Below are 25,911 nucleotides of genomic sequence, written 5' to 3'. Positions count from 1 at the left end.
GTTCTCACAGCACGGACCGAAAAGCATCGGGACCGTGCTGTGATCGTGAACACCGTGTCGTGCGGCGCCGTAGTGCTGGATACTGCGGGCAGCCGCCTCCGGTGACCGGTGCCGGACGCGGTGAGCTGGAGGGGACGGTTCGCGTGAGCGAGATACCAGCGAAGGCCACGGAGTCCGAGGACTCGTCGGGCGGCCCGAGGACGGAGGCCGCGGACGGCCTCTCCTCCGGCGACGCCCCGTCCGGCGACGCGATGTGGCAGAGCAGTCCGCCCGGCTCCATGTACGACTACATCAAGGTCGCCTCCTTCTCCATCGGCCCGGACGGGCTGGTCGACCAGTGGAGCCTGCGCGCCGAACAGCTCTTCGGCATCCCCGCCGACCGCGCCGTCGGCATGGATCCCATCGCCGCCTTCGTCGCCTCCGACCGGCGTGAGCAGGGCCAGCGCAAGATGGCCGAGATCCTCGACGGCCGGGAGTGGACCGGGGTGGTGCCCTTCCGGCTGCCGGACACGGTGGCGCGGGACGAGCGCGACCGGGAGGGCCTGGCCGAGGTCTACGTCATGCCGACCCGGACCGAGGAGGGGGAGAAGGCCGCCGTCTGCATCGTCGTCGACGTCCGCACCCTGCGCCGCATCGAGACCGACCTCGCCGCCTCACAGGCCATATTCGGCCAGTCTCCGTTCGGCTTCCTGCTGATCGACCCCGATCTGCGGGTACGCCGGGCCAACCAGCGGTTCGCGTCCATCTTCGGCGGCACCCCGGACGACCACCGCGGCAAGGGCGTCCACGACTACCTGCCGCGCGGTGAGGCCGAGCGGGTCGCCGCGACCCTGCGCCGGGTGCTGGAGACCGGCGACTCCATCACGGACATGCACGTCACCGGCTTCGTCCCGGGCTCCGACGAGCGCCGCCACTGGTCCGTCAACCTCTACCGCGTGCACAGCGGCAGCGGCCGGCCCATCGGCATCGCCTGGCTCGGAACCGACATCACCGCCCGCCGCGCGGCCGCCCGCGAGGCCGCCGCCGCACGGCGCAATCTCGCCCTCCTCAACGAGGCCGGCGCCCGCATCGGCAACTCCCTCGACCTGGAGACCACCGCCCGCGAGCTCCTCGACGTCGTCGTCCCCGGCTTCTGCGACCTGGCCACCGTCGACCTGTACCAGGGTCTGCTGGCCGGCGACGAGACCCCGCCGGGGCTGGCCGACGGCAGCGCGGAGGTGCGCCGCGTCGCCTTCGCCAGCGCCGTCTCCGACGCGCCGTTCGACGGTGCCGTCGAACGGGTGAAGCTGGGCGCCGTCCACCACTACGCGTTCAACTCGCCCTGGGCGGACGCCCTGCGCACCGCCCGCCCGCAGACCGTCCCCGGCGAGGACGGCGGCCTGGTGCAGTCCACGCTCGCCGTGCCGATGGTCGCCCACGACACGGTGGTGGGGCTCGCGCAGTTCGCCCGGACCAAGGGCAGCGAGCCGTTCGGCGACCGCGACCGCGACCTCGCGGTGGAACTGGCCGCACGCGCCGCCGTCTGCATCGACAACGCCCGCCTGTACCGGCGCGAGCACGAACGCGCGCTGATCCTGCAGCGGTCCCTGCTCCCGCCCGGCGACCCGGAGGCCTCCGGCCTCGACATCGCCTGCCGCTACCTGCCCGGCAACGCGGCCACCGGCCGGACCGGCGAGGTCGGCGGCGACTGGTTCGACGTCATCGAACTGCCCGGCCACCGCACCGCGCTGGTCGTCGGCGACGTCATGGGCCGGGGCCTGCGCGCCGCGGTGGCCATGGGCGAACTGCGCACCGCCGTACGCACCCTGGCCCAGCTCGACCTGGAACCCGCCGAGGTCCTCTCCCAGCTGGACGAGATCGCCCGGGGCCTCGGAGCCCCCGGAGGCGTGCAGCAGGCCACCCGGGCGGCCCGCCGCCCCCGCGAGGCCGACCTCTCCGAGGTCTACCTGGCGACCTGCGTCTACGCCGTCTACGACTCGGTGACCAGACGCTGCACCTTCGCCAACGCGGGCCACCTGCCGCCCGTCCTGGTCGAACCCGGCGAGCCCGCGCTGATGCTGGACGTGCCGCCCGGCATGCCGCTCGGCGTCGGGGGCGAACCCTTCGAGGAGGTCGAGGTCGAACTGCCCGAAGGCTCCCTGCTCGCGCTCTACACGGATGGACTGGTCGAAAGCCGCGACCACCCCCTCGACGAGGGCCTCCAGGCCTTCGTGGGCGCGCTCACGGACCCTTCCCGCCCGTCGCCCGGCCACCACTCCTCGACGACGGCGCCGCGCGCCGACACCCAGCCGAACCTGGAGGACGTCTGCGACCACGTCCTCAACACCCTCGACACCCACCACGGCGAGGACGACATCGCCCTGCTGATGGCCCGGATCCAGGGGCTGCCCGCCGAGTCCGTCGGCGACTGGACCCTGCCGCGTGAGCCCCGCAGCGTGGGCCGCGCCCGCGAGTACGCCCGCGCCCAGCTGATCGGCTGGGACATGGAGTCCCTGGTCGACACCACGGAGCTGCTGGTCAGCGAACTGGTCACCAACGCCCTGCGCTACGGCGAGGGGGAGATCAGGCTCCGCCTCCTCCTCGACCGCACCCTGGTCTGCGAGGTCTGGGACGCCGGCCTGGTCCAGCCGCGCCGCCGCCGCGCCCGCGACACCGACGAGGGCGGTCGCGGCCTCCAGCTCGTCGGCCTGCTCAGCGCGGCCTGGGGCTCCCGCCGCACCCCCCGGGGCAAGACGGTCTGGTTCGAACTCCCCCTCCCCGGCGCCGACACCCCCCTCACCGACCCGGCGGAGGCACTGCTGGGCCTGTTCTGACGGGGTGTCGGCGGGGCGCGTACGCTCGCACCGTGCACATCACCCCGGCCACCCCGGTACGCCTGACGACCGGCACCCTCACCCTGCGCCCCTGGGCCCCGAAGGACGCGGCCGCCCTCGCCGAGCTGTACGAGGACGAGGCCATGCGCCGCTGGGCGACCGCGCCCGTGCACGACGAGCCGAGCGCGGCGCGGTGGGTGGCCGAGCAGCGGCGCGGCTGGGAGACCGGCGAACGCCTGGCGTTCGCCGTGGAGGAGACGCGGGCGTCCGACGCCCGGCCGGTGGGCAACGTCGTCCTCAAACGCCCGGCCACGGGCTCCCCCTCGGCCGAGGTCGGTTACTGGACGGCGGCCCACGCGCGGGGCAGGGGAGTGGCCCCCCGCGCCCTGACGGCCCTGTCCGACTGGGCCTTCGCCACCTTCGCCCACGAGGGTCTGTCCCGTCTGGAGCTGCTGCACCAGGTCGACAACGCGGCCTCCTGCCGCGTCGCCGAGAAGAGCGGCTTCGTGCTGTCCGGCCTTCTCCCCGCCGCCCCGCCGGCCTTCCCCCTGGACGGCCACCGGCACGTCCGGCGGGCGCCCTCCCCCTGCTGACCGCAACCGGAACATCTGTTCCCCTCGTCCTCCCCGGCAACACCAACCACGAGGCCGCCGACGGAAGTCGACGGATGAGGGGGCCGGGATGGACCGCACGGAGCCGCAGCAGCCGATGGCCGAAGGAGACGGGGACAGCCCGCCGAAACCGTCCGGCGCGACCCCTCCGGGGGCCACCGGCGCGGGCCCGGCCGAGCCCTCCGACGCCCCGGACCCACCGGCCCGGTCCGACCCGGCGGAGACTCCGAGAGCCCCGGCCTCCCCGGGTCCGCCCGGCCCGGCGGAGGCTCCGGAGGTCCCGGAGTCGTCCGGCGTGCGTGAGGCGGTCGAGGGTTCCGGTGGCCCGGCCTCCCCGGGTCCGCCCGGCCCGGTCGAGGCTTCGGAAGCTCCGGACCCGTCCGGCGTGCCCGACGCGTCCCGCGGGGAACGCCGCAGGCCCTGGGCCCGCCGGGTCGGACGCGCCGCCCTCGTGCTCGTCCTCGCGCTCCTCGTCCCCCTCCTCGCCGCCGGGACCGCCCTGCGCGTCAACTACATGGGCGACCCGGCGGACGGGACGTACACCCGTGACCGGGACGCCATGTGGCTCGGGCACGCCTGGGTCGACGGGCGCAAGAAGGACGCCGACGTCACCGCGCTCGCCCGCCGCCTCGAGGACACCGGGATCCGTGACCTGTACGTCCACTCCGGGCCGCTGGAGCACGACGGAACCCTGCCGAAGTCTGCCTACCCGCGAGCCCGTTGGCTGATCGACGCCGTGCACCGGGAGCTGCCGGGCGTCCGGGTCCAGGCCTTCCTCGGGGACGTCCTCGCCAACGGGGGCCCCGACGGCCTGCACCTGGACCGCGCCGCGACCCGCGCCGCCGTCGTCCGCAGCGCCGGTCAGGTCCTGGACGCGGGCTACGACGGCGTCCACCTCGACCTGGAGCCGCTGCACTCCGGCGACCGGGACTACCTCTCCCTCCTGGACGACCTGCGCGCCGTCACCCGCGCCCGGGACGCGCAGCTGTCCGTGGCCGCCCACCAGATCGACCCGCTCCCCGCCCTCCACTCCGTGTTCGGCCTCTTCACCGAACACCCCAAGTGGTGGTCGCAGGAGTTCTTCGGCCAGGTCGCCCGCCGCGTCGACCAGATCGCCGTGATGACGTACGACACCGCGCAGCCGCTGGAGGGCACCTACGGCGGCTACGTCGCCCAGCAGACCTCCCTCGCCCTGGAGGTCACCCCGCCCACCACCCACCTGCTGATCGGGCTGCCCTTCTACCACGAGAGCAACTTCGACCACTGGGGCCACGCCGAGACCGTCGCCGCCGCCGTCCGCGGCGCCCGCCTCGGCCTCTCCCGGACCGACCCCGGCCGGGAACTCTTCGGTGTCGCCCCGTACATCGACTTCGCGGCGACGGAGACGAACTGGAACGAGTACCGGAACGGCTGGCTGCGCCCTAACGCCTCCTGATCTTCGACCCCAGCCACACCAGCGGGTCGTACTTGCGGTCGACCGCCCGTTCCTTCAGCGGGATCAGCGCGTTGTCCGTGATCCTGATCCCCTCGGGACAGACCTCCGTGCAGCACTTGGTGATGTTGCAGTAGCCGAGGCCGTGGTCGTCCTGGGCCGTGCGCTTGCGGTCCAGGCCGGCCTCCTCGGCCGCGTCCAGCGGGTGCATGTCCAGTTCGGCGATCCGCATCAGGAACCGCGGTCCCGCGAACGCCTGCTTGTTCTCCTCGTGGTCGCGGACCACGTGGCAGGTGTCCTGGCACAGGAAGCACTCGATGCACTTGCGGAACTCCTGCGAGCGGTCCACGTCCTCCTGCATCATCCGGTACTCGCCCGGACCGAGCCCTTCCGGCGGCACGAAGGCCGGGACCTGCCGGGCCTTGGCGTAGTTGAAGCCGACGTCCGTCACCAGGTCGCGGATCACCGGGAACGCCCGCAGCGGCGTCACGGTGACCGTCTCGTCCCGCTCGAACACCGACATGCGGGTCATGCACATCAGCCGGGGACGCCCGTTGATCTCCGCCGAGCACGAACCGCACTTTCCGGCCTTGCAGTTCCAGCGCACGGCGAGGTCGGGGACCTGGGTGGCCTGGAGGCGGTGGATGATGTCGAGGACCACCTCGCCGTCGTTCACCTCGACCTCGAAGTCCTCCAGGCCGCCACCCTCGGCGTCCCCGCGCCACACCTTGAAGCGGGCCTCGTAGCTGCTCACTCGTACAGCTCCTCTTCGGCGAGGTACTTGACCAGCTCCTCCTTCTCGAAGAGGGCGAGCAGGTCGGGGCGGATGGGTTCGGTGGTCTCACGGGTGAGGGTGATCTGGCCGCGCACCGGATCGGTGGCCGCGAGACCGCCCGCGGGGTCGGTGAGGGCGCCCGCGGGGTCGGTGAGGGTGCACAGCAGGTTCACGTTGCGCCACGCGCGGTCCATCGCCGCGTGGTCCTCGCGGGTGTGCCCGCCGCGCGACTCGGTGCGCTCCAGCGCGGCCCGCGCCACGCACTCGCTGACCAGCAGCATGTTCCTGAGGTCGAGGGCGAGGTGCCAGCCCGGGTTGAACTGCCGGTGCCCCTCCACCCCGGCCCGGCGCGCCCGCGCCCGCAGCTCGCCCAGCTTCTCCAGCGCCTGCTTCATCTCCGCGTCGCGGCGGATGATGCCGACCAGGTCGTTCATCGTCTGCTGGAGTTCCTGGTGCAGGGTGTACGGGTTCTCCGGCGGCCCCCCGGCCGGCTCCCCGCCCTCCCCGCTCTCCGCCGAGAACGGCCGCAGCGCCTCCGCGGCGGCGGCGTCGACCTGGGCGTCGTCCACCCGGGGGCGCGCGGCCGCCCGCCCGGCCGCGTACTCGGCCGCGTGCCAGCCCGCCCGGCGCCCGAACACCAGCAGGTCGGACAGGGAGTTCCCGCCGAGCCGGTTGGAGCCGTGCATCCCGCCGGCCACCTCACCGGCCGCGAACAGCCCCGGCACGCCGCGCGCCGCCGCCGAGTCGGAGTCGACGGCGACGCCGCCCATCACGTAGTGGCAGGTCGGCCCGACCTCCATCGCCTCCGCCGTGATGTCGACGTCCGCCAGTTCCTTGAACTGGTGGTACATCGACGGCAGCCGCCGCTTGATCACCTCGGCCGGCATCCGCGTGGACACGTCCAGGAAGACCCCGCCGTGCGGGGAGCCGCGGCCCGCCTTCACCTCGGCGTTGATCGCGCGGGCCACCTCGTCGCGGGGGAGCAGCTCGGGCGGGCGCCGGTTGTGGTCCGGGTCGTCGTACCAGCGGTCGGCCTCCTCCTCGGACTCCGCGTACTTGTCCTTGAAGACGTCCGGGACGTAGTCGAACATGAAGCGCTTGCCCTCGGAGTTGCGCAGCACCCCGCCGTCCCCGCGCACCGACTCGGTGACCAGGATCCCCTTCACCGACGGCGGCCAGACCATGCCCGTCGGGTGGAACTGCACGAACTCCATGTTCAGCAGCGGGGCCCCGGCCAGCAGCGCCAGCGCGTGACCGTCGCCGGTGTACTCCCACGAGTTCGACGTCACCTTGAACGACTTGCCGATGCCGCCGGTCGCGATCACCACGGCGGGCGCCTCCAGCACGAAGAAGCGCCCGGACTCCCGCTCGTACCCGAAGACGCCGCCCACCTGCTCGCCGTCCTTGAGCACGCGCGTGACCGTGCACTCCTGGAAGACCTTCAGCCGGGACTCGTGGTCCCCGGTCTCCCGGAAGTCCTCCTGCTGCAGGGCGACGATCTTCTGCTGGAGCGTGCGGATCAGCTCGAGCCCCGTGCGGTCGCCGACGTGCGCGAGGCGCGGGTACTCGTGGCCGCCGAAGTTGCGTTGCGAGATCCGGCCGTCCTTCGTCCGGTCGAACAGCGCACCCCAGGTCTCCAGCTCCCACACCCGCTGCGGCGCCTCCCGGGCGTGCAGTTCGGCCATCCGCCACTGGTTGAGGAACTTCCCGCCGCGCATGGTGTCGCGGAAGTGGACCTGCCAGTTGTCCCCGGCGTTGACGTTGCCCATCGCCGCCGCGATGCCGCCCTCGGCCATCACCGTGTGCGCCTTGCCGAACAAGGACTTGCAGATCACGGCCGTACGGGCGCCCCGCTCGCGCGCCTCGACGGCGGCGCGCAGTCCGGCGCCGCCCGCACCGACCACGACGACGTCCCATTCCTGCCGGTCGACCACGGACATCTGTCAGTCCCCACTCGGTTAGAAGAAGCGCGGATCGTCGAAGGCGCCGGACGCGACGAGGTACACGTAGAGGTCGGCGAGCGCCACGCTCAGCAGCGACGCCCAGGCGAGCTGCATGTGCCGGGCGTTCAGCCGGCCCACCCACTGCCACATCCGGTAGCGCACCGGATGCTTCGAGAAGTGTTTGAGCTTCCCGCCGACGATGTGCCGGCAGGAGTGGCAGGAGATCGTGTACGCCCAGATCAACACGATGTTGACCAGGAAGACGAGCGTGCCGAGCCCCATGTGGCCCCACTCGTAGTGCTCGTCGCGGAAGGCGAGCACGGTGTCGTAGGTCAGGATGGCGGCGACCGGGATCGCCGCGTAGAAGAAGTACCGGTGGACGTTCTGCAGGATCAGCGGGAAGCGGGTCTCGCCGGTGTACTTCCTGTGCGGCTCGGCCACCGCGCAGGCCGGCGGGGACGCCCAGAAGCCCCGGTAGTAGGCCTTGCGGTAGTAGTAGCAGGTCAGGCGGAAGCCGAGCGGGAAGATCAGGATGATGATCGCCGGTGAGACGCCCCACCAGCTGCCGAAGATCTCCCAGTTCGGCCCGGCCTTCATGGGTTCGCAGTTCTCCGCGAGGCACGGGGAGTAGAACGGCGAGACGTACGGTGCCGCGTAGTAGTCGGCGTTCGCGAAGGCCCGCCAGGTCGAGTAGACGACGAAGGCGAGCAGGCCGACCGCGGTGGCGGCCGGGGCCAGCCACCAGCGGTCGGTCCGCAGGTGCGGGGCGTCGATCGCGGCGCGCGTGCCCGCCGTGACGCCGCCGCTTCGGGGGCGGGGTTCGGTGGCAGGAGGTTCGGTACCTGTGGCCACGTGTCCACTCCGGTCGAGGTCGGGGGGATCGGGGGGTCAGGGAGCGCGACGGTCGCGGGCGCCGAGCCCTTCGTCGTCCGTGTCCACCCACAGCGAGGGGTCGTACGGCGTGTCGGAGATGGTGACGAGGTCGGGCCGCTTCGACGCGGCGGCCGACGCGGCGGCCGTCTCCCGCAGCAGCGCGACGCTCTCGCGCAGGTGGTTGGTGTCGGCTCGGACGCGGCGCATCTCCAGGCCGCCGCTGCCGAGCTGCTTCTCCAGGCGCCCCACCGACCGGATCAGGTCGTCGAGGCAGCGCTGGACGGTCGTCAGTTCATCGTGCACGGACATGACGTGACCTCACTTCCACGGGACCTTCAGGCCCAAGGCGGCGACGTTCATGCGCCTGCGAGTGTTGCGCGTCACACCTTGCGCTGTGAAGGGATGTGCATCGATTGGCCGAGGCGTACGGGTGCACCGTTCGGTGCTTTGCGCCGCACGGGTGGGCTTCCCGCCCGTGGCCGCCGTGTCGCCCCCGGTTGCCGACCCCTTTCCTTTTCAGTGGCCGCATACATCTGATGAGCTCCAAATACCACCAAAAGTGATCGTAACGCCCGCGGCTTCCCGGAGGTACCCAGAGATGTCCCACGACGGCGTCGGTCCGCGCGCGGCTCTGCGCTCGGTCGCCCTCCTCACGGCGGGCGTGCTCGCGGTGCCCGCGCTGGCCGGATGCGGCTCCGAGGACCCGGCGGGCAAGCCCCTCGCCGGGCCGGACGTCGAGCCCGCCGACCGCGCGGAGATCGCCGACGGGGGCACCCTGCGCTGGGCCGTGGACACCGTCCCGGACACCCTGAACGTCTTCCAGTCGGACGCCGACGCCACCACCGTCCGGATCGCGCAGGCCGTCCTGCCCTCGATGTTCCGGACGGACGGCCGGGGGCGGCCGGTGCGCGACCCCGACTACCTGGAGTCCGCCGAGGTCGTCGAGACCGAGCCCAAGCAGGTCGTCCTCTACCGGCTCAGCCAGCAGGCCGTCTGGAGCGACGGCCGCGAGATCGGCGCCGCCGACTTCGCCGCCCAGTGGCGCGCCCTGTCCGGGAAGGACACCGCCTACTGGACCGCCCGCAACGCCGGCTACGACCGCATCGAGAAGGTCGAGCGCGGCAAGGGGGACCTGGAGGTCAAGGTCACCTTCAGCCGTCCCTACGCCGACTGGAAGTCGTTGTTCACGCCGCTGTACCCGAAGGAGGTCATGGGCACCCCGGACTCCTTCAACGACGGGGCCCGCAAGAAGCTGAAGGTCACCGCCGGCCCCTTCACGGTGAAGAAGGTCGACGGCAAGGAGGACGAGGTCACCCTCACCCGCAACGCGCGCTGGTGGGGCGACCCCGCCAGGCTCTCGGAGATCGTGCTGCGCGCCGTGCCCCGCGACAAGCGGGTCTCCGCGCTCGCCGCCGGCACCGTCGACCTGGCCGAGATCGACCCGGCCGCCGCAGGCCGCGTCACCGCCGCGGCCGGCCCGCAGAGCGCGAGCACGCCCCTCATGGGCCCCGCCGCCGACCGGTCCGCCGCCGACGAGCTGCGCTCCTGGGCGATCGCGAACGGCTCCGACGAGGAGGCCGCCGACGAGGAGGTCTCCGCCCGCGAGAAGCGGCGCAGGAAGGCCGCGAAGTACGCCCGCCGGCAGAAGGCCCTCAGCGGCTTCGAGGTGCGCAAGTCACTGGAGCCGGCCTACACCCAGCTCGCCCTCAACGGCGCCGACGGCCCCCTCTCCGACGAGCGGGTCCGCCGTGCCGTGGCCCGCGCCCTGGACCGGAAGGAGCTGGCCGAGGCGGTGCTGAAGCCGCTCGGTCTGCCCGCCGAGCCGGTCGGCAGCCACCTGGCGCTGTCCGGCCAGGCCGCCTACGCCGACAACAGCGGCGCCCTCGGCCGCCCGGACGTCAAGGAGGCGCGGGCGCTGCTGTCGGACGCCGGGTGGGTGCCGGGCGGGCCGGTCGAGGAGGAGAAGGAGAAGGGGGAGAAGGCGGCCGGCGCGGAGGGGAAGAAGGGCGAGGGCTCCGGGGAGGACGACGGCACGTACGTCGTCGGCGAGAGCGAAGAGAACAAGAACGACGAAAAGGAGAAGAAGCGCAAAGGGGGTGACGGGAAGGACGGCCGGGAGAACGGCGGCGACGACAAGGCGCCGCAGGACTCCGGCACCGGCACCCAGCACCTGAAGCAGGGCGGCGCCCCCGGCGCCTACGCCCCCAAGGGCACCGCCGCCCCGGCCCGGGCCGGGACCGTCCCCGTCGCCAAGAACGGCAAGGCGCTCACCCTCCGCTTCGTGCTGCCCTCGGGACCCGGCTCGGACACCCTGCGCACCGTGGCCGACCGGATCTCCCGGATGCTGGAGAGGATCGGCATCCGCACGGACGTCTCCAGGGTCGACGACGCGAGCTACTTCAAGGACCACATCGCCTCCGGCGAGTACGACCTCGCCCTGTACTCCTGGCCCGCGACCGCCTTCCCCGCCACCGACGCCCGCCCCGTCTACGCCAAGCCGGTCCCGGCCGCCGACGGCTCGCTGAACGTCGAGCAGAACTACACCCGCGTCGGCACCGACCAGGTCGACCAGCTCTTCGACCAGGCCATCACCACGCTCGACGACGCCGAGCGCCGCGCACTGATCCGCAAGGCGGACTCCCGCATCTGGGCGGCGGCCGGCTCCATCCCCCTCTACCAGCGCCCCCAGCTCGTCGCGGCCCGCAAGGACCTGGCCAACGCCGGCGCCTTCGGCTTCCGCACGCCGGTGTACGAGGACATGGGCTTCCTGAAGAAGGGCGCGCAGGGGCCGGCGGGGACACCGGGCGCGAAGAGCGCCGACTCCTCGGCCGGGGACTGACACCCGGAGAACGGACGGAGGCGGTGCACCCCACCGGGGTGCACCGCCTCCGTCCGTGCCGGCCGGGTCAGCCGTGCTTGGCGCGGCTCGCGGCGCGGGCGCGCTCGCGGGCGTCCAGGTTCACCTTGCGGATGCGGACCGCCTCCGGGGTCACCTCGACGCACTCGTCGTCGCGGCAGAACTCCAGGGACTGCTCCAGCGACAGCTTGCGCGGCGGCACGATCGACTCGGCCACGTCGGCCGTGGACGACCGCATGTTGGTGAGCTTCTTCTCCTTGGTGATGTTGACGTCCATGTCGTCGGAGCGGGAGTTCTCGCCGACGATCATGCCCTCGTACACCTCGGTGCCGGGCTCGACGAAGAGCACGCCGCGCTCCTGCAGGTTGGTCATCGCGAACGCGGTGACGGCACCGGCACGGTCGGCGACCAGGGAGCCGTTGTTGCGGGTCTGCAGCGTCCCGAACCAGGGCTCGTGCCCCTCGTGGATGGAGTGGGCGATGCCCGTGCCGCGGGTCTGGGTCAGGAACTCCGTGCGGAAGCCGATCAGACCCCGGGAGGGCACCACGAACTCCATGCGCACCCAGCCCGAGCCGTGGTTGGACATGTTGTCCATCCGGCCCTTGCGGACGCCCATGAGCTGGGTGACCGCGCCCATGTGCTCCTCGGGGACGTCGATGGTCATGCGCTCGACCGGCTCGTAGACCTTGCCGTCGACGTCCTTGGTGACCACCTGCGGCTTGCCGACGGTGAGCTCGTAGCCCTCCCGGCGCATCTGCTCGACCAGGATGGCCAGCGCCAGCTCGCCGCGGCCCTGCACCTCCCAGGCGTCGGGGCGGTCGGTCTCCAGGACGCGGAGCGAGACGTTGCCGATCAGCTCGCGGTCCAGGCGGTCCTTGACCTGGCGGGCGGTGACCTTGCGGTCCTTGACGGCCGCCTTGTTGTCGGCGCCCTTGCCGGTGCCGCCGCGGCCGACCAGCGGGGAGGTGTTGGTGCCGATGGTCATGGAGATCGCCGGCTCGTCCACCGTGATCAGCGGCAGGGCGACGGGGTTCTCCGGGTCGGCCAGCGTCTCGCCGATCATGATGTCCGGGATGCCGGCGACGGCGCAGATGTCACCGGGGCCGGCCTTCTCGGCGGGCTTGCGGGTGAGCGCCTCGGTCATCATCAGCTCGGAGATGCGGACGTTGGAGACCGAGCCGTCGCGCTTCATCCAGGCGACGGTCTGCCCCTTCTTCAGCTCGCCCTGGTGGACGCGCAGCAGGGCGATGCGGCCGAGGAAGTTGTCGGCGTCGAGGTTGGTGACGTGGGCCTGGAGCGGGGCGCCCTCGTCGTAGGTGGGGGCCGGGATGTGCTCCAGGATCGTGGAGAAGAACGGCTCCAGCGAGTCGGAGTCGCCCGGGACCGTGCCGTCCTCCGGCTTGGTCAGGGAGGCGACGCCGTCCCGGCCGCAGGCGTAGACGATCGGGAACTCGATCTGCTCCTCGTCGGCGTCCAGGTCGAGGAAGAGGTCGTAGGTCTCGTTGACCACCTCGTCGATGCGGGCGTCCGGGCGGTCCGTCTTGTTGATGCACAGGATGATCGGCAGCCGCTGCTGGAGCGCCTTGCGCAGCACGAAGCGGGTCTGCGGCAGCGGGCCCTCGGAGGCGTCCACCAGCAGCACCACGCCGTCGACCATCGACAGGCCGCGCTCGACCTCGCCGCCGAAGTCGGCGTGGCCGGGGGTGTCGATGATGTTGATGGTGATCGGGTCCCCGCCGTCCTTGGGGTGGTACTTCACCGCCGTGTTCTTGGCGAGGATCGTGATGCCCTTCTCACGCTCCAGGTCGTTCGAGTCCATCATGCGGTCGTCGACCTGGTCGAGCTGGTGGGCGGCGAAGGCGCCGGCCTGCTTGAGCATGCCGTCGACGATGGTGGTCTTGCCGTGGTCGACGTGGGCGACGATGGCGACGTTGCGGATGTCGTGACGCGTAACAGACGGTGCCATAAAAGGCGTACTCCCGGAGGTGGTGAAGGATGCCCTGCGCAGACGTCTGCGGTGCGCGGGCCCTGCCGGGCTGGACACGCCACGGCCTCACCCCATGGTACGGGGCCGTCGGCGGGACCGTCTTCCCGAGCCCGGGAGCCCCCGGCGGCGTCCCGGAGACCCGGACCTCAGGAGCCCCGGGCGTTTCGGGGCCCGGGAGGTTCCGGCCGGGCCCCGTGCTGCCCGTGGGGCCCCTGGGGAGCGCGAAGCGCTGTTCGGATACCGGTGATCACACCAACGGGTTTCGGACATGTAAACAGAAAATTATTTCCGTATGACCGTTTTGTCGGTTTGTGCACAGGGGTGTCAAGCGCGCGTAGGTGTCAATCTTTGCAATTTTCGCTCAAAATATGGACGGTAGGGAGATCCCTATGTCTTCCGCCCTTGACGCGCGTTGATGGTCTTGGCGAAAGTTCCCCCAAACCGCAGAACCTGCCGGTATCTGTGCTGCGCTCAACTCTCCAACCCCCCGGGGGAAGAACACACATGACCAGTCCAACCAAGGCCGAGGACTCGGGGTCCGCGGTCGCCTTGGAACCCGAACTGGCGTCGACCAGCGAGACCGCCAAGAACAAGACGGGCCTCGAGGGCCGTTCGCCCGGCCGGCTCATGTGGCAGCGCTTCAGGCGTGACCGTACCGGCATGGTCTGTGCCGGGGTAGTGATTTTCTTCTTCGTCATTGCCCTGCTGGCGCCCGTGCTCACCGCGATCAGCGGGACGGACCCGTACACCCTGTACGGGCAGGACCCCACATATGCGGACAAGCCGGTGCTGGACGAGTTCGGTCTTCCGCTGGGTTACTTCGGCGGCGTCTCCGCGGAGCACTGGTTCGGCGTCGAGCCGCAGTACGGCCGTGACCTCTTCGCCATGCTGGTGTACGGCATGCGGACCTCGCTGTACATGGCGCTGGGCGTGGCGACCCTGCTGACGGTCACGGGTGTGATCATCGGTCTGGTCGGCGGTTACTTCGGCGGCCGCACCGACTACTGGCTCGGCCGGGTCACGGACTTCTTCCTGTCCTTCCCCTCGCAGCTGTTCTTCATCGCCTTCATGCCCGTGGTGACCGCCTTCTTCGTGGACCCGCGGGAGGAGACGCCCACGTACTTCAGGGCGCTGGCGATCCTGATCGTGCTGTGGGTCCTCGGATGGATGGGCATGGCCCGACTGGTCCGCTCCGTCGTGCTGGCGGTGCGCGAGCGCGAGTTCATCGAGGCCGCCAAGGTGTCCGGTGCCTCGCCGGCACGCATCATCCGCAAGGAGATCCTGCCGAACATCGTCACCCCGGTGCTGGTGCAGTTCACGTACCAGCTGCCCAGCACCATCCTGACCATCGCCTTCCTCTCCTTCGCGGGCGTCGGCTTCGTCGAGCCCACGCCGGACTGGGGACGACTGTTCGCCGCCGGCGCGCAGTACACCCAGCAGGACCCGGCCTTCATCTTCTTCCCGGGTGTGGCGCTGGTGATCTTCATCCTGTGCTTCAACCTCCTCGGAGACTCCGTACGGGATGCCTTCGACCCCAAGTCCGGGCGCTAGTCGTCCATTGGTGGGGGGTGGCTGCCGCCCCCGCGTCGGCCTACCAGCCGCGTCAGGCAGTACTCATGGATAACAACGACAGGTAGGTGCATACGCCTCATGAAGTCGCTCAACTCGCGCAGAGCGCGCGCCATTCTGGTCGCGATAGCGGCCGGCTCCCTCGCGCTCACCGGCTGCTCGGAGAACACGGGCGGTAACTCCGGCAAGGACTCCAAGAAGGACCAGGAGGAGGCCAAGGAGCAGTCCCAGAGCGTCACCTACCTGGACGCCGCGGCTTCGGCCGGCCCGGCCGAAGAGGTCCCGGGCGCCAAGCCGGGCGGCACGGTCACGGTCTACCAGGAGTCCGGCATCTCGCACATGGACCCGGGTCAGATCTACGTCTCCGACGCCGGCCAGCTCTCCAACCTGCTCTTCCGCGGCCTGACGAACTTCCAGGAGGACGGCAAGGGCGGTGTCGCGGTCGTGGGTGACCTCGCGACCGACTCGGGCAAGGCGTCCAACGACAACAAGACCTGGACGTACACCCTCAAGGACGGCCTCAAGGACGAGAACGGCAACCCGATCACGTCCGCCGACGTCCGCCACACCATCGAGCGCCAGTACGCGGAGTTCATCTTCGACGGCCCGACCTACCTGCAGACCTGGCTGAGCGGCCCCGACTACCGCAAGGCCCTGCCGGACGGCGGCTACGGCAAGAAGCACCTCCCGGACAGCGTCCTGGAGACCCCGGACGACAAGACCATCGTCTTCCACTTCGACAAGCCGCGTCCCGACCTGCCGATGACGCTCGCCATGCCGGGCTACTCCATCGTGCCGGAGGAGACCGACACGAAGGAGAAGTACGACAAGAAGCCCGTCTCCCTCGGTCCCTACAAGATCGCGGAAGTCAAGGCGGGCAAGTCCCTCAAGCTCGTCAAGAACGAGAACTGGGACCCGAAGAGCGACGCCGTGCGCCACCAGTACGTGGACGGCTGGAACTTCCAGTTCGGTGTCACCGAGTCGACCCAGACCAAGCGTCTGATCGCCGACCAGGGCGGCGACAAGAACGCCATCCAGTTCACCGGCAGCGTCGACTCCACCCAGATCCAGGACGTCATCAGCGACCCGGCCGTCAACAAGCGCACGATCAAGGGCTACCAGCCCTACGTCATGCAGCTCACCTTCAACCTGGACCGGGTCAAGAACAAGGCGGTCCGTGACGCCGTCGCCTACGCGGTGAACTCCAAGTCGCTCATCGCCGGTGAGGGCGGTGCCTACGGCGGCGACGTGGCCCCGAACCTGTTCGCCCCGACCCTGCCGGGCTACGACGCGGCCTACGACCCGTACGGCCGTCTGAAGACGCCGAGCGGCAACATCGAGAAGGCCAAGGAGCTCCTGAAGGACGTTCCGGCCGCCGAGAAGAAGCTCGTCTTCGCCTACGGCAACTCCGAGCAGGGCCAGAAGCGCAAGGTCGCCATCGAGGACGCCCTGGGCAAGGTCGGCATCGACGTCGTCTCCAAGGAGATCGACGCGGCGAGCTACTACGAGCAGATCGGCAAGGTCAAGAACCCGTACGACATCTACATCACCGGCTGGGGCCAGGACTGGCCGTCCCCGGCCACGGTCGTCACGCCGATCTACGACGGCGACCAGGTCGGCGACGGTAAGTCGAACTACTCGCACATCGACGACCCGAAGGTCCAGCAGCTGATCGCGAAGGCGCTGACCCAGCAGCCGGAGGAGGCCGCCAAGACCTGGCAGGAGGCCCACAAGTACATCCTGGAAGAGGTCAACCCGGCCGCTCCGCTGTGGTACACCAAGCAGTTCCAGCTCTACGGTTCGAACATCGGCGGTGCCCGCTACAGCACCGAGTCGAGCTACATCGACCTCACCCGACTGTTCCTGAAGTCGTAACCCGTTACGGCTGATCGCGGGGGCGCGCACCAGGCGGAGCGTGCCCCCGCGGTTCCGTGAAACCGTCCACCGTCTCCGTAGAGAGCAGCCCCCACCGCCATGCTTCAGTACATCCTCCGGCGCTCAGTCGGTGCTGTCGTCACCCTGTTTCTGATCGGTGCCGCAACCTTCTTCCTCTTCGTCGCCGCACCGTCCGACTACGCTTCCCTGGCCTGTGGCAAGGACTGCTCGCCCGAGAGACTCGAGGACATCCGCCACGCCCTGGGACTCGACCAGCCGATCGTGCAGCAGTTCTGGGAGTTCATGTCCGGCATCGTGGCCGGCCGCGACTTCCCCGAGGGCGACTGCCCCGCCCCGTGCCTCGGACAGTCCTTCTACTACAACGAGAACGTCTGGGACCTGATCATGGACAGGTTCCCGCTGACGCTCTCCCTCACCGTCGGCGGCATCGTCTTCTTCCTGACCGTCGGCCTCGGCACCGGCATGCTCGCCGCCTACCGGCGCGGCACCCTCGTGGACAAGGTCGCCACCGGCGCGTCCATGGTGCTCAGCTCGTTCCAGATCTACTTCCTCGGCCCGATCGTTCTGCTGCTCCTCGTCTACAGCACCGGCTGGATGGAGAACCCCGAGTACGTCCCGTTCACCGAGGACCCGGTCGGCTGGCTCGTGGGGCTGTCCATCCCCATGATCGTGATGTCCACCATCTTCACCGCGCAGTACACCCGTATGGCGCGCTCCTCGATCATCGAGCAGCTCGCGGAGGAGCACGTGCGCACCGCCCGGGCCAAGGGCATGCCGGGCAAGTACGTCTTCTTCCGCTACGCCTGGCGCGGCTCGATGATCCCGATCGTGACCATCCTCGGCATCGACATCAGCGCCCTGCTCGGCGGCGGTGTCGTCACCGAGCTCACCTTCTCGCTCCAGGGAATCGGCCGTCTCGCGGTCGACGGGGCGGTGAACAAGGACCTCCCGCTGACGATGGGCGTCATGCTCGTGGGAGCCTTCTTCATCCTGCTGATGAACATCCTCGTCGACATCGCGTACGCCTGGATCGACCCGCGCGTCCGGCTCTCCTAGGAAGAACGAACCACCGTGACCACACTGACCAAAACTGAGGACTCCCCGGCCCCGACCGGGCCCGAGAGCTTTCTCTCGGTCCGTGACCTGAAGGTGCGGTTCTCCACCGAGGACGGCATCGTCAAGGCCGTCGACGGCCTCTCCTTCGACGTCGAGCGCGGCAAGACCCTGGGCATCGTGGGTGAGTCCGGGTCCGGCAAGTCCGTCACCAACCTGACGATCCTCGGCCTGCACAACCCGCGGACCACCACGATCGAGGGCGAGATCGTCCTCGACGGCCAGGAGCTCGTCACCGCCGCCGAGAAGGACCTGGAGCGGCTCCGCGGCAACAAGATGGCGATGATCTTCCAGGACCCGCTGACGGCCCTCTCGCCGTACTACACGGTGGGCCGCCAGCTCTCCGAGCCGTTCATGAAGCACACCGGCGCCTCCAAGAAGGAGGCCCGGGACCGGGCGGTCCAGATGCTGGAGAAGGTCGGCATCCCGCAGCCCAAGACGCGCTTCGACGACTACCCGCACCAGTTCTCCGGCGGCATGCGCCAGCGCGCGATGATCGCCATGGCCCTGATGTGCGACCCGGACCTGCTGATCGCCGACGAGCCGACCACCGCGCTCGACGTGACCGTGCAGGCGCAGATCCTCGACCTGCTCAAGGACCTCCAGCAGGAGTTCGGCTCCGCGATCATCTTCATCACCCACGACCTCGGCGTCATCGCCAACATGGCGGACGACCTGCTGGTGATGTACGCGGGCCGGGCGGTGGAGCGGGGATCCACCAAGGAGGTGCTGGGCAGGCCCAGCCACCCGTACACCTGGGGCCTGCTCAGCTCGATGCCGCGCCTGGACGGCGACATCAACGAGGAGCTGACGCCGATCCCCGGCTCCCCGCCGTCGCTGCTCAACCCGCCCACGGGCTGCCCCTTCCACCCGCGCTGCGCCTACAAGGACCAGGTGGCGGGTACCCTCTGCACCGACAGCCGGCCGCCGCTCGCCCCGGGCCGTGCCGCCGCGTGCCACCTGACGGCGGAGCAGAAGCAGACCATCTTCATCGACAAGATCCAGCCCCGGCTGCGCTAGGGAGAACCGAGATCATGAGTGAGAACCTCACCCTCCCCGCACAGCAGGGCTCCACGGACGGCGCCCCCTCCACGACCGAGACGCTCCTCGAGGTCGAGGGCCTGACCAAGCACTTCCCGATCTACGGCGGGTTCCCGATCAAGCGGAAGGTCGGGGCGGTCCAGGCGGTCGACGGGGTCGACCTGACCGTGGGCGTCGGCGAGAGCCTCGGCCTGGTCGGGGAGTCCGGCTGCGGCAAGTCGACCACGGGCCGGCTCATCACCCGCCTGCTGGAGCCGACCGGCGGCCGGATCACGTACCGGGGCCAGGACATCACGCACGCCAAGCGCAAGCAGCTGGCGCCGGTGCGGTCCGAGATCCAGATGATCTTCCAGGACCCGTACTCCTCCCTGAACCCGCGGCAGACCGTCGGCTCCATCATCAAGTCGCCGATGGAGGTCAACGGGATCAACCCCGCGGGCGGCCGGGAGAAGAAGGTGCGCGAGCTGCTCGAGCTCGTCGGCCTCAACCCGGAGCACTACAACCGCTTCCCGCACGAGTTCTCCGGCGGTCAGCGCCAGCGCATCGGCGTCGCTCGCGCCCTGGCCCTGAACCCGAAGCTGATCGTGGCGGACGAGCCGGTCTCCGCCCTGGACGTGTCGATCCAGGCGCAGGTCATCAACCTGCTGCAGAAGGTCCAGGACGAACTGGGCATCGCCTTCCTCTTCATCGCGCACGACCTGGCGGTGGTCCGGCACTTCTCCCAGCGCGTGGCCGTGATGTACCTCGGCAAGGTCGTGGAGGTCGGTGACCGGGAGTCGATCTACAACCGCCCCCGCCACCCCTACACCCACGCGCTGCTGTCGGCCGTGCCCGAGGTGAGGGTGGACGAGGAGGAGCAGCGGGAGCGCATCCGGCTCTCCGGCGACGTGCCCTCGCCGATCTCCCCGCCGTCCGGCTGCCGCTTCCGCACCCGCTGCTGGAAGGCGCAGGACAAGTGCGCCACCGAGGAGCCGCCGCTGGTCCAGATCTCCGGCAACCGTGAGGGCCACCTGACGGCCTGCCACTTCCCGGAGGACCCGACCACCGAGGCCCGCGACGAGGACGTCGTCCTCGACCCGGCGCTGAAGGCCCTGGAGGACTCCGCCGGGAAGGAGTGACCCCGAGAGCGGCACCCGCGGCTGCCGTCCGCCCCCGAGGGGCGGACGGCAGCCGCTGTCCGTTCCGGGGGCCCGTACGTACAGACGACTGGAGTCGCCCCCGTACAGACCCCGTGCGTGTGCGTGATGCACCCTTCGTGCCGATAGTGGCGTAAGGACCGGCGCACCACGGCACAGGTACGAGGAGGCACGCATGCGCGGAGCCACGCACGCCCGATGGGCCGTCTGCGCGGTGGCGGCCGCCCTCGCCGCGACGGCCTGCGGAGGCGGGAGCGGCAGCGGCGACGCCGGCGCCGTGCTGAGCGCCTCCTGGGGCGACCCGCAGAACCCGCTGGAGCCGGCCAACACCAACGAGGTCCAGGGCGGCAAGGTCCTCGACATGATCTTCCGGGGCCTGAAGCGCTACGACCCGGAGACCGGCGAGGCCGAGAACATGCTCGCCGAGAGGATCGAGACCTCCGACTCGCAGCACTACACCGTCACCGTCAAGGACGGCTGGACCTTCAGCAACGGCGAGAAGGTCACCGCCCGGTCCTTCGTGGACGCCTGGAACTACGGCGCGAGCCTGAGGAACAACCAGCGCAACGCCTACTTCTTCGGCTACATCGCGGGCTACGACGAGGTCCACCCCGAGGACGGCGGCGAACAGACCGCCGACACCCTCTCCGGGCTGGAGGTCGTCGACGACAGGACCTTCACCGTCACGCTCTCCCAGAAGTTCTCCGGCTTCCCCGACACCCTCGGCTACAACGCCTTCGCCCCGCTGCCCCGGGCCTTCTTCGACGACCACGACGCCTGGCTGGAGAAGCCGGTCGGCAACGGCCCGTACCTGGTCGACTCGTACACGCGCGGCGCGCAGATGTCGCTGCGCGCCTGGAACGACTACCCCGGTCCCGACAGGGCACGGAACGGCGGCGTCGACCTCAAGGTCTACACCGACAGCAACACCGCCTACACCGACCTCCTGGCCGGCAACCTCGACCTGGCCGACGACATCCCCGCCTCCCAGCTGAAGAACGTCCGGAGCGACCTCGACGGCCGCTACCTCAACACCCCCGCCGGCATCATCCAGACCCTCGCCTTCCCCTACTACGACGAGGACTGGAACAGACCCGGCATGGAGAAGGTCCGCAAGGGCCTGTCCATGGCCATCGACCGCGAGCAGATCACCGACACCATCTTCCGCGGGACCCGCACCCCCGCCACCGACTGGACCTCCCCGGTCCTCGGCGAGGACGGCGGCTTCAAGGCGGGCCTGTGCGGCGAGGCCTGCGAACACCGGCCCGACGAGGCCAGGAGGCTCGTCGCGGAGGGCGGCGGCCTGCCCGGAGGCCGGGTCACCCTCACCTACAACGCGGACACCGGCTCGCACCGCGAGTGGGTCGACGCCGTCTGCAACTCCATCAACAACGCGCTGGACGACGAACGCGCCTGCACCGGCAACCCGGTCGGCACCTTCGCCGACTTCCGCAACCGGATCACCCAGCGGAAGATGTCCGGCCCGTTCCGCGCCGGCTGGCAGATGGACTACCCGCTCGTCCAGAACTTCCTCCAGCCGCTCTACTACACGGACGCCTCCTCCAACGACGGCAAGTGGTCCGACGAGGAGTTCGACGCCCTCGTCGACCGGGCCAACCGGGAGACCGACGCCGCCCGGGCCGTCCGGCTGTTCCAGCGGGCCGAGGAGGTCGTCCGCGACCGGATGGCCGCCATCCCGCTGTGGTACCAGAACGGCAGCGCCGGCTGGTCCGAACGGCTGTCCGACGTGAAGCTCAACCCCTTCAGCGTCCCCGTGTACGACCAGATCAAGGTGGGCTGAGCCGCCATGGGGCGCTACGTCGTCCGGCGCCTGGTCCAGATGGTCCCGGTGTTCGTCGGGGCCACGCTGCTGATCTTCCTCATGGTCAACGTGATGGGCGACCCCATCGCGGGCTTGTGCGGCGAACGCCGCTGCGACCCGGCGACCGCCGCCCGGCTGCGGGCGGAGTTCGGCCTCGACCGGCCGGTCTGGCAGCAGTACCTCACCTACATGGGGAACGTCTTCACCGGCGACTTCGGCACGGCGTTCAACGGCCAGGAGGTCACCGAGCTGATGGCGACGGCGTTCCCCGTCACCCTCCGGCTCACCCTGATCGCGATCCTCTTCGAGATCGTCGTCGGCGTCACCCTCGGCGTGGTCACCGGCCTGCGCCGGGGCCGCCCCGTCGACACCGGCGTCCTGCTGCTCACCCTCGTCGTCATCTCGGTGCCCACCTTCGTCACCGGTCTGCTGCTCCAGCTGCTGCTCGGGGTGAAGTGGGGCTGGATCCGGCCCTCGGTCTCCACCGAGGCGCCGTTCGCCGAGCTGATCCTGCCCGGCCTGGTGCTGGCCTCCGTCTCCCTCGCCTACGTCACCCGGCTGACCCGCACCTCCATCGCCGAGAACCGGCGCTCCGACTACGTCCGCACCGCCATCGCCAAGGGCCTGCCCCGGCACCGGGTCGTCACCCGGCACCTGCTGCGCAACTCCCTCATCCCCGTGGTCACCTTCATCGGCGCGGACGTCGGCTTCCTCATGGGCGGCGCGATCGTCACCGAGCGGATCTTCAACATCCACGGCGTCGGCTACCAGCTCTACCAGGGCATCCTGCGCCAGAACACCCAGACCGTCGTGGGCTTCGTGACCGTGCTGGTGCTGGTGTTCCTGGTCGCCAACCTCGTCGTCGACCTCCTCTACGCCGTACTCGACCCGAGGATCCGCTATGTCTGAGCAGCACTACGAGTCCGAGCGCGTCGTCGCGGTGACCGGCGTGGGCGGCACCGTGGACCTGGGCGCGGACGGGACGGAGAGGCCCGGGAAGGCCCCCGGCGGTCCCGGAGGGCCCGGCGGCCCCGGACCGCGGGACAGGCCCCGCTCCCTGTGGTCCGACGCCTGGCGCGACCTGCGCCGCAACCCGGTCTTCATCGTCTCCGGCCTGGTGATCTGCTTCCTGGTCCTCATCTCCCTGTGGCCCTCGGCGATCGCCTCCGGCAGCCCCCTCGCGTGCGACCTGGCCAAGGCCCAGGAGGGCCCCCGGCCCGGCCACCCCTTCGGCTTCGACGGCCAGGGCTGCGACGTCTACACCCGCACCGTCCACGGCGCCCGCACGTCCGTCACGGTCGGCGTCCTGGCCACGCTCGGCGTCGCGGTCCTCGGCAGCGTGCTGGGCGCGCTGGCCGGCTTCCTCGGGGGCGTCTGGGACGCGGTCCTGTCCCGGATCACCGACGTCTTCTTCGCCATCCCGGTCGTGCTCGGCGGCCTGGTCCTGCTGTCCGTGATCACCAGCAACACCGTCTGGCCGGTCATCGGCTTCATCGTGCTGCTCGGCTGGCCGCAGATCTCCCGCATCGCCCGCGGCTCCGTCATCACCGTCCAGCAGAACGACTACGTCCAGGCCGCGCGGGCGCTGGGCGCCTCCCGCACCCGGCTGCTGCTGCGGCACATCGCGCCCAACGCCGTCGCCCCGGTCATCGTCGTCGCCACCATCGCGCTCGGCACGTACATCGCGCTGGAGGCGACCCTGTCCTACCTCGGCGTCGGACTCAAACCACCCAGCGTCTCCTGGGGGATCGACATCTCCGCCGCCTCCCCCTACGTCCGCAACGCCCCGCACGCGCTGCTGTGGCCCTCCGGAGCCCTCGCGGTCACCGTCCTCGCGTTCATCATGCTCGGCGACGCGGTGCGCGACGCCCTCGACCCGAAGCTGAGGTGAGCCGCCGCCATGCTGCTCGACGTACGCGACCTCCACGTGGAGTTCCGCACCCGGGACGGGGTCGCCAGGGCCGTCAACGGCGTCAGCTACCGCGTGGACGCGGGCGAGACGCTGGCCGTGCTCGGCGAGTCCGGCTCCGGCAAGTCGGTGACCGCACAGGCGGTCATGGGCATCCTCGACACGCCGCCCGGCCGGATCACCGGCGGTGAGGTCCTCTTCCGGGGCAGGGACCTGCTGAAGCTCAAGGAGGACGAGCGCCGCAGGGTCCGGGGCGCCGAGATGGCGATGATCTTCCAGGACGCGCTGTCGTCGCTCAACCCCGTGCTCCCCGTCGGCGACCAGCTCGGCGAGATGTTCGTCGTGCACCGGGGCATGTCGAGGAAGGACGCGCGGGCCAGGGCGGTCGAGCTGATGGACCGGGTGCGCATCCCCGCCGCCCGGGAACGGGCGAAGCAGTACCCGCACCAGTTCTCCGGCGGCATGCGCCAGCGCATCATGATCGCGATGGCGCTGGCCCTGGAACCGGCCCTGATCATCGCCGACGAGCCGACCACCGCCCTCGACGTCACCGTCCAGGCGCAGGTCATGGACCTGCTCGCGGAGCTGAGGCGCGAGTACCGCATGGGCCTGATCCTGATCACCCACGACCTGGGCGTGGTCGCCGACGTCGCCGACCGCATCGCCGTGATGTACGCGGGCCGGATCGTCGAGTCGGCGCCCGTGCACGACCTCTACGGGGCGCCCGCCCACCCCTACACCCGCGGCCTGCTGGACTCCGTCCCGCGCCTGGACCTCAAGGGCCGGGAGCTCCACGCCATCAAGGGCCTGCCGCCCGGTCTCACGCACATCCCGCCCGGCTGCGCCTTCCACCCCCGCTGCCCGATGGCCCGGGACGTGTGCCGCACCGACGTGCCGCCGCTGTACGGGGTCGCCGAGCCGGACGCCGCGCGGGGGAGCGCCTGCCACTTCTGGAGGGAGTGCCTGGATGGCTGAGCCGATCACCGAGCCGGTCCTGGAGGTCGACGGCCTGGTCAAGCACTACCCGCTGACCCGGGGCGTCCTCTTCCGGAAGCAGGTCGGCGCCGTACGGGCGGTCGACGGCGTCGACTTCGCGCTCGGCCGGGGCGAGACCCTCGGCATCGTCGGCGAGTCCGGCTGCGGCAAGTCCACGGTCGCGAGGATGCTGGTCAACCTCGAGCGGCCGACGGCCGGTTCGATCCGCTACAGGGGCGAGGACATCACCAGGCTGTCCGGCAGGGCGCTGAAAGCCGTCCGCCGCAACATCCAGATGGTCTTCCAGGACCCCTACACCTCGCTCAACCCCCGGATGACGGTGGGCGACATCGTCGGGGAGCCGTACGACATCCACCCCGAGGCGGCGCCCAGGGGCGACCGGCGCAGGAGGGTCCAGGAGCTGCTGGAGGTCGTCGGCCTCAACCCCGAGCACGTCAACCGCTATCCGCACCAGTTCTCCGGCGGCCAGCGCCAGCGCATCGGCATCGCCCGGGGGCTGGCCCTGCGCCCGGAGGTGATCGTCGCCGACGAACCGGTCTCCGCCCTCGACGTCTCGGTCCAGGCCCAGGTCGTCAACCTGATGGACCGGCTGCAGAGCGAGTTCGACCTGGCGTACGTCTTCATCGCGCACGACCTGTCGGTCGTGCGGCACATCTCGGACCGGGTCGGCGTGATGTACCTGGGCCGGATCGTGGAGACCGGCACGGACACCGAGATCTACGACCACCCCACGCACCCCTACACCCAGGCACTGCTCTCCGCCGTGCCCGTACCGGACCCCCGGGCACGGGAACACCGGGAGCGGATCATCCTCAGCGGCGACGTCCCGTCCCCGACGGACGTCCCCTCCGGCTGCCGCTTCCGCACCCGCTGCTGGAAGGCGCGGGAGCGCTGCGCCGTGGAGGACCCGGCCCTCGCGGTCCCCGAGGAGTTCCGGGCGGCGGGCGGCCCGGCGGCCCACGCATCGGCCTGTCATTTCGCGGCGACCGCACCGACCGGGCGCTCCGCGCCGGGGCGGGCGGTACCGCTGGAGGGGCACGGCGGCGGGCCGGGGTGACATGGCGCACCCCGGCCCGCCCGACGGCACCCGCACGGCCGTACGCTGCTCAGCCTCGCGCGTGCGTATATCGGTACCGCT

At 70.6% G+C, this 25,911-nt stretch carries 19 protein-coding genes; 14 read left to right on the top strand and 5 right to left on the bottom strand.

All coding sequences use genetic code 11. From position 1 onward, the window contains the following. Positions 1 to 143 precede the first annotated feature (143 nt). The 3 genes from FHS37_RS05995 to FHS37_RS05985 all read left to right on the top strand — a co-directional run bounded on the left by FHS37_RS05995 (position 144) and on the right by FHS37_RS05985 (position 4,859). Positions 144 to 2,813: a SpoIIE family protein phosphatase gene (locus tag FHS37_RS05995; protein ID WP_184817982.1), complete on the top strand. Its 2,670-nt coding sequence runs from the start codon at positions 144 to 146 to the stop codon at positions 2,811 to 2,813. Positions 2,814 to 2,845: 32 nt separating this feature from the next. After that, positions 2,846 to 3,406 carry a GNAT family N-acetyltransferase gene (locus FHS37_RS05990; protein ID WP_229889999.1) on the top strand — a complete coding sequence of 187 codons (561 nt, stop codon included), beginning with the start codon at positions 2,846 to 2,848 and terminating at the stop codon, positions 3,404 to 3,406. An 88-nt stretch (positions 3,407 to 3,494) separates the two neighbouring features. After that, positions 3,495 to 4,859, top strand: coding sequence for a glycoside hydrolase family 18 protein (locus tag FHS37_RS05985; protein ID WP_184817981.1), 1,365 nt, complete (start codon positions 3,495 to 3,497; stop codon positions 4,857 to 4,859). On the opposite strand, the gene FHS37_RS05980 is transcribed toward FHS37_RS05985, so the two are convergent. From FHS37_RS05980 to FHS37_RS05965, 4 genes are read right to left on the bottom strand one after another with little or no spacing between them, the layout of a single operon-like run. Beyond that, positions 4,846 to 5,610, bottom strand: a complete 765-nt coding sequence (locus tag FHS37_RS05980; RefSeq protein ID WP_184817980.1) for a succinate dehydrogenase/fumarate reductase iron-sulfur subunit — start codon at positions 5,608 to 5,610, stop codon at positions 4,846 to 4,848. The genes FHS37_RS05985 and FHS37_RS05980 overlap by 14 nt on opposite strands. After that, positions 5,607 to 7,571: a fumarate reductase/succinate dehydrogenase flavoprotein subunit gene (locus FHS37_RS05975; RefSeq protein WP_184817979.1), complete on the bottom strand. Its 1,965-nt coding sequence runs from the start codon at positions 7,569 to 7,571 to the stop codon at positions 5,607 to 5,609. The genes FHS37_RS05980 and FHS37_RS05975 overlap by 4 nt, the downstream gene beginning before the upstream one ends. 18 nt (positions 7,572 to 7,589) lie before the next feature. Beyond that, positions 7,590 to 8,426, bottom strand: a complete 837-nt coding sequence (gene sdhC / locus FHS37_RS05970; RefSeq protein WP_184817978.1) for a succinate dehydrogenase subunit SdhC — start codon at positions 8,424 to 8,426, stop codon at positions 7,590 to 7,592. Positions 8,427 to 8,462: 36 nt separating this feature from the next. Next, positions 8,463 to 8,756, bottom strand: a complete 294-nt coding sequence (locus FHS37_RS05965) for an Rv0250c family protein (protein ID WP_184817977.1) — start codon at positions 8,754 to 8,756, stop codon at positions 8,463 to 8,465. Positions 8,757 to 9,045: 289 nt separating this feature from the next. On the opposite strand from FHS37_RS05965, the gene FHS37_RS05960 reads away from it, so the two are divergent. Next, entirely contained in the window at positions 9,046 to 11,286 is a 2,241-nt protein-coding gene (locus FHS37_RS05960) for an ABC transporter family substrate-binding protein (RefSeq protein ID WP_184817976.1), read from the top strand. A 67-nt stretch (positions 11,287 to 11,353) separates the two neighbouring features. Here FHS37_RS05960 and typA read toward each other — a convergent pair whose 3' ends face one another. Further along, a complete protein-coding gene (gene typA / locus FHS37_RS05955; protein WP_184817975.1) occupies positions 11,354 to 13,270 on the bottom strand; it encodes a translational GTPase TypA in 1,917 nt (638 codons plus the stop codon). 525 nt (positions 13,271 to 13,795) lie between these two features. Between typA and FHS37_RS05950 the strand changes: the two genes are divergently transcribed. The 10 genes from FHS37_RS05950 to FHS37_RS05905 all read left to right on the top strand — a co-directional run bounded on the left by FHS37_RS05950 (position 13,796) and on the right by FHS37_RS05905 (position 25,830). Then, a complete protein-coding gene (locus FHS37_RS05950; RefSeq protein WP_184817974.1) occupies positions 13,796 to 14,842 on the top strand; it encodes an ABC transporter permease in 1,047 nt (348 codons plus the stop codon). A 99-nt stretch (positions 14,843 to 14,941) separates the two neighbouring features. Beyond that, entirely contained in the window at positions 14,942 to 16,735 is a 1,794-nt protein-coding gene (locus FHS37_RS05945) for an ABC transporter substrate-binding protein (RefSeq protein ID WP_184817973.1), read from the top strand. A 99-nt stretch (positions 16,736 to 16,834) separates the two neighbouring features. After that, on the top strand, positions 16,835 to 17,812 hold the full coding sequence (locus tag FHS37_RS05940) for an ABC transporter permease (RefSeq protein ID WP_184817972.1): 978 nt from the start codon (positions 16,835 to 16,837) through the stop codon (positions 17,810 to 17,812). 15 nt (positions 17,813 to 17,827) lie between these two features. Continuing rightward, positions 17,828 to 18,889, top strand: a complete 1,062-nt coding sequence (locus FHS37_RS05935) for an ABC transporter ATP-binding protein (protein WP_184817971.1) — start codon at positions 17,828 to 17,830, stop codon at positions 18,887 to 18,889. Positions 18,890 to 18,903: 14 nt separating this feature from the next. Next, a complete protein-coding gene (locus FHS37_RS05930) occupies positions 18,904 to 20,028 on the top strand; it encodes an ABC transporter ATP-binding protein (protein WP_184817970.1) in 1,125 nt (374 codons plus the stop codon). A gap of 193 nt (positions 20,029 to 20,221) precedes the next feature. Then, positions 20,222 to 21,847: a peptide ABC transporter substrate-binding protein gene (locus FHS37_RS05925; RefSeq protein WP_184817969.1), complete on the top strand. Its 1,626-nt coding sequence runs from the start codon at positions 20,222 to 20,224 to the stop codon at positions 21,845 to 21,847. A 6-nt stretch (positions 21,848 to 21,853) separates the two neighbouring features. Further along, positions 21,854 to 22,777: an ABC transporter permease gene (locus FHS37_RS05920; protein WP_184817968.1), complete on the top strand. Its 924-nt coding sequence runs from the start codon at positions 21,854 to 21,856 to the stop codon at positions 22,775 to 22,777. Beyond that, positions 22,770 to 23,759: an ABC transporter permease gene (locus FHS37_RS05915; protein ID WP_184817967.1), complete on the top strand. Its 990-nt coding sequence runs from the start codon at positions 22,770 to 22,772 to the stop codon at positions 23,757 to 23,759. Before FHS37_RS05920 ends, FHS37_RS05915 begins: the two co-directional genes overlap by 8 nt. Positions 23,760 to 23,768: 9 nt before the next feature. Continuing rightward, the gene (locus tag FHS37_RS05910; RefSeq protein ID WP_184817966.1) at positions 23,769 to 24,752 is read left to right on the top strand and encodes an ABC transporter ATP-binding protein; all 984 of its coding nucleotides are present in this window, start codon (positions 23,769 to 23,771) and stop codon (positions 24,750 to 24,752) included. Next, complete coding sequence (locus FHS37_RS05905; RefSeq protein ID WP_184817965.1) at positions 24,745 to 25,830, top strand: ABC transporter ATP-binding protein; 1,086 nt, start codon at positions 24,745 to 24,747, stop codon at positions 25,828 to 25,830. The genes FHS37_RS05910 and FHS37_RS05905 overlap by 8 nt, the downstream gene beginning before the upstream one ends. Positions 25,831 to 25,911 lie beyond the last annotated feature (81 nt).

Origin of the sequence: Streptomyces griseomycini, assembly GCF_014203535.1 — a bacterium.
Taxonomy (GTDB): Bacteria; Actinomycetota; Actinomycetes; order Streptomycetales; family Streptomycetaceae; genus Streptomyces; species Streptomyces griseomycini.
The sequence above is the reverse complement of the archived record's forward strand: the minus strand, read 5'-3'. Positions and strand labels throughout refer to the sequence as shown.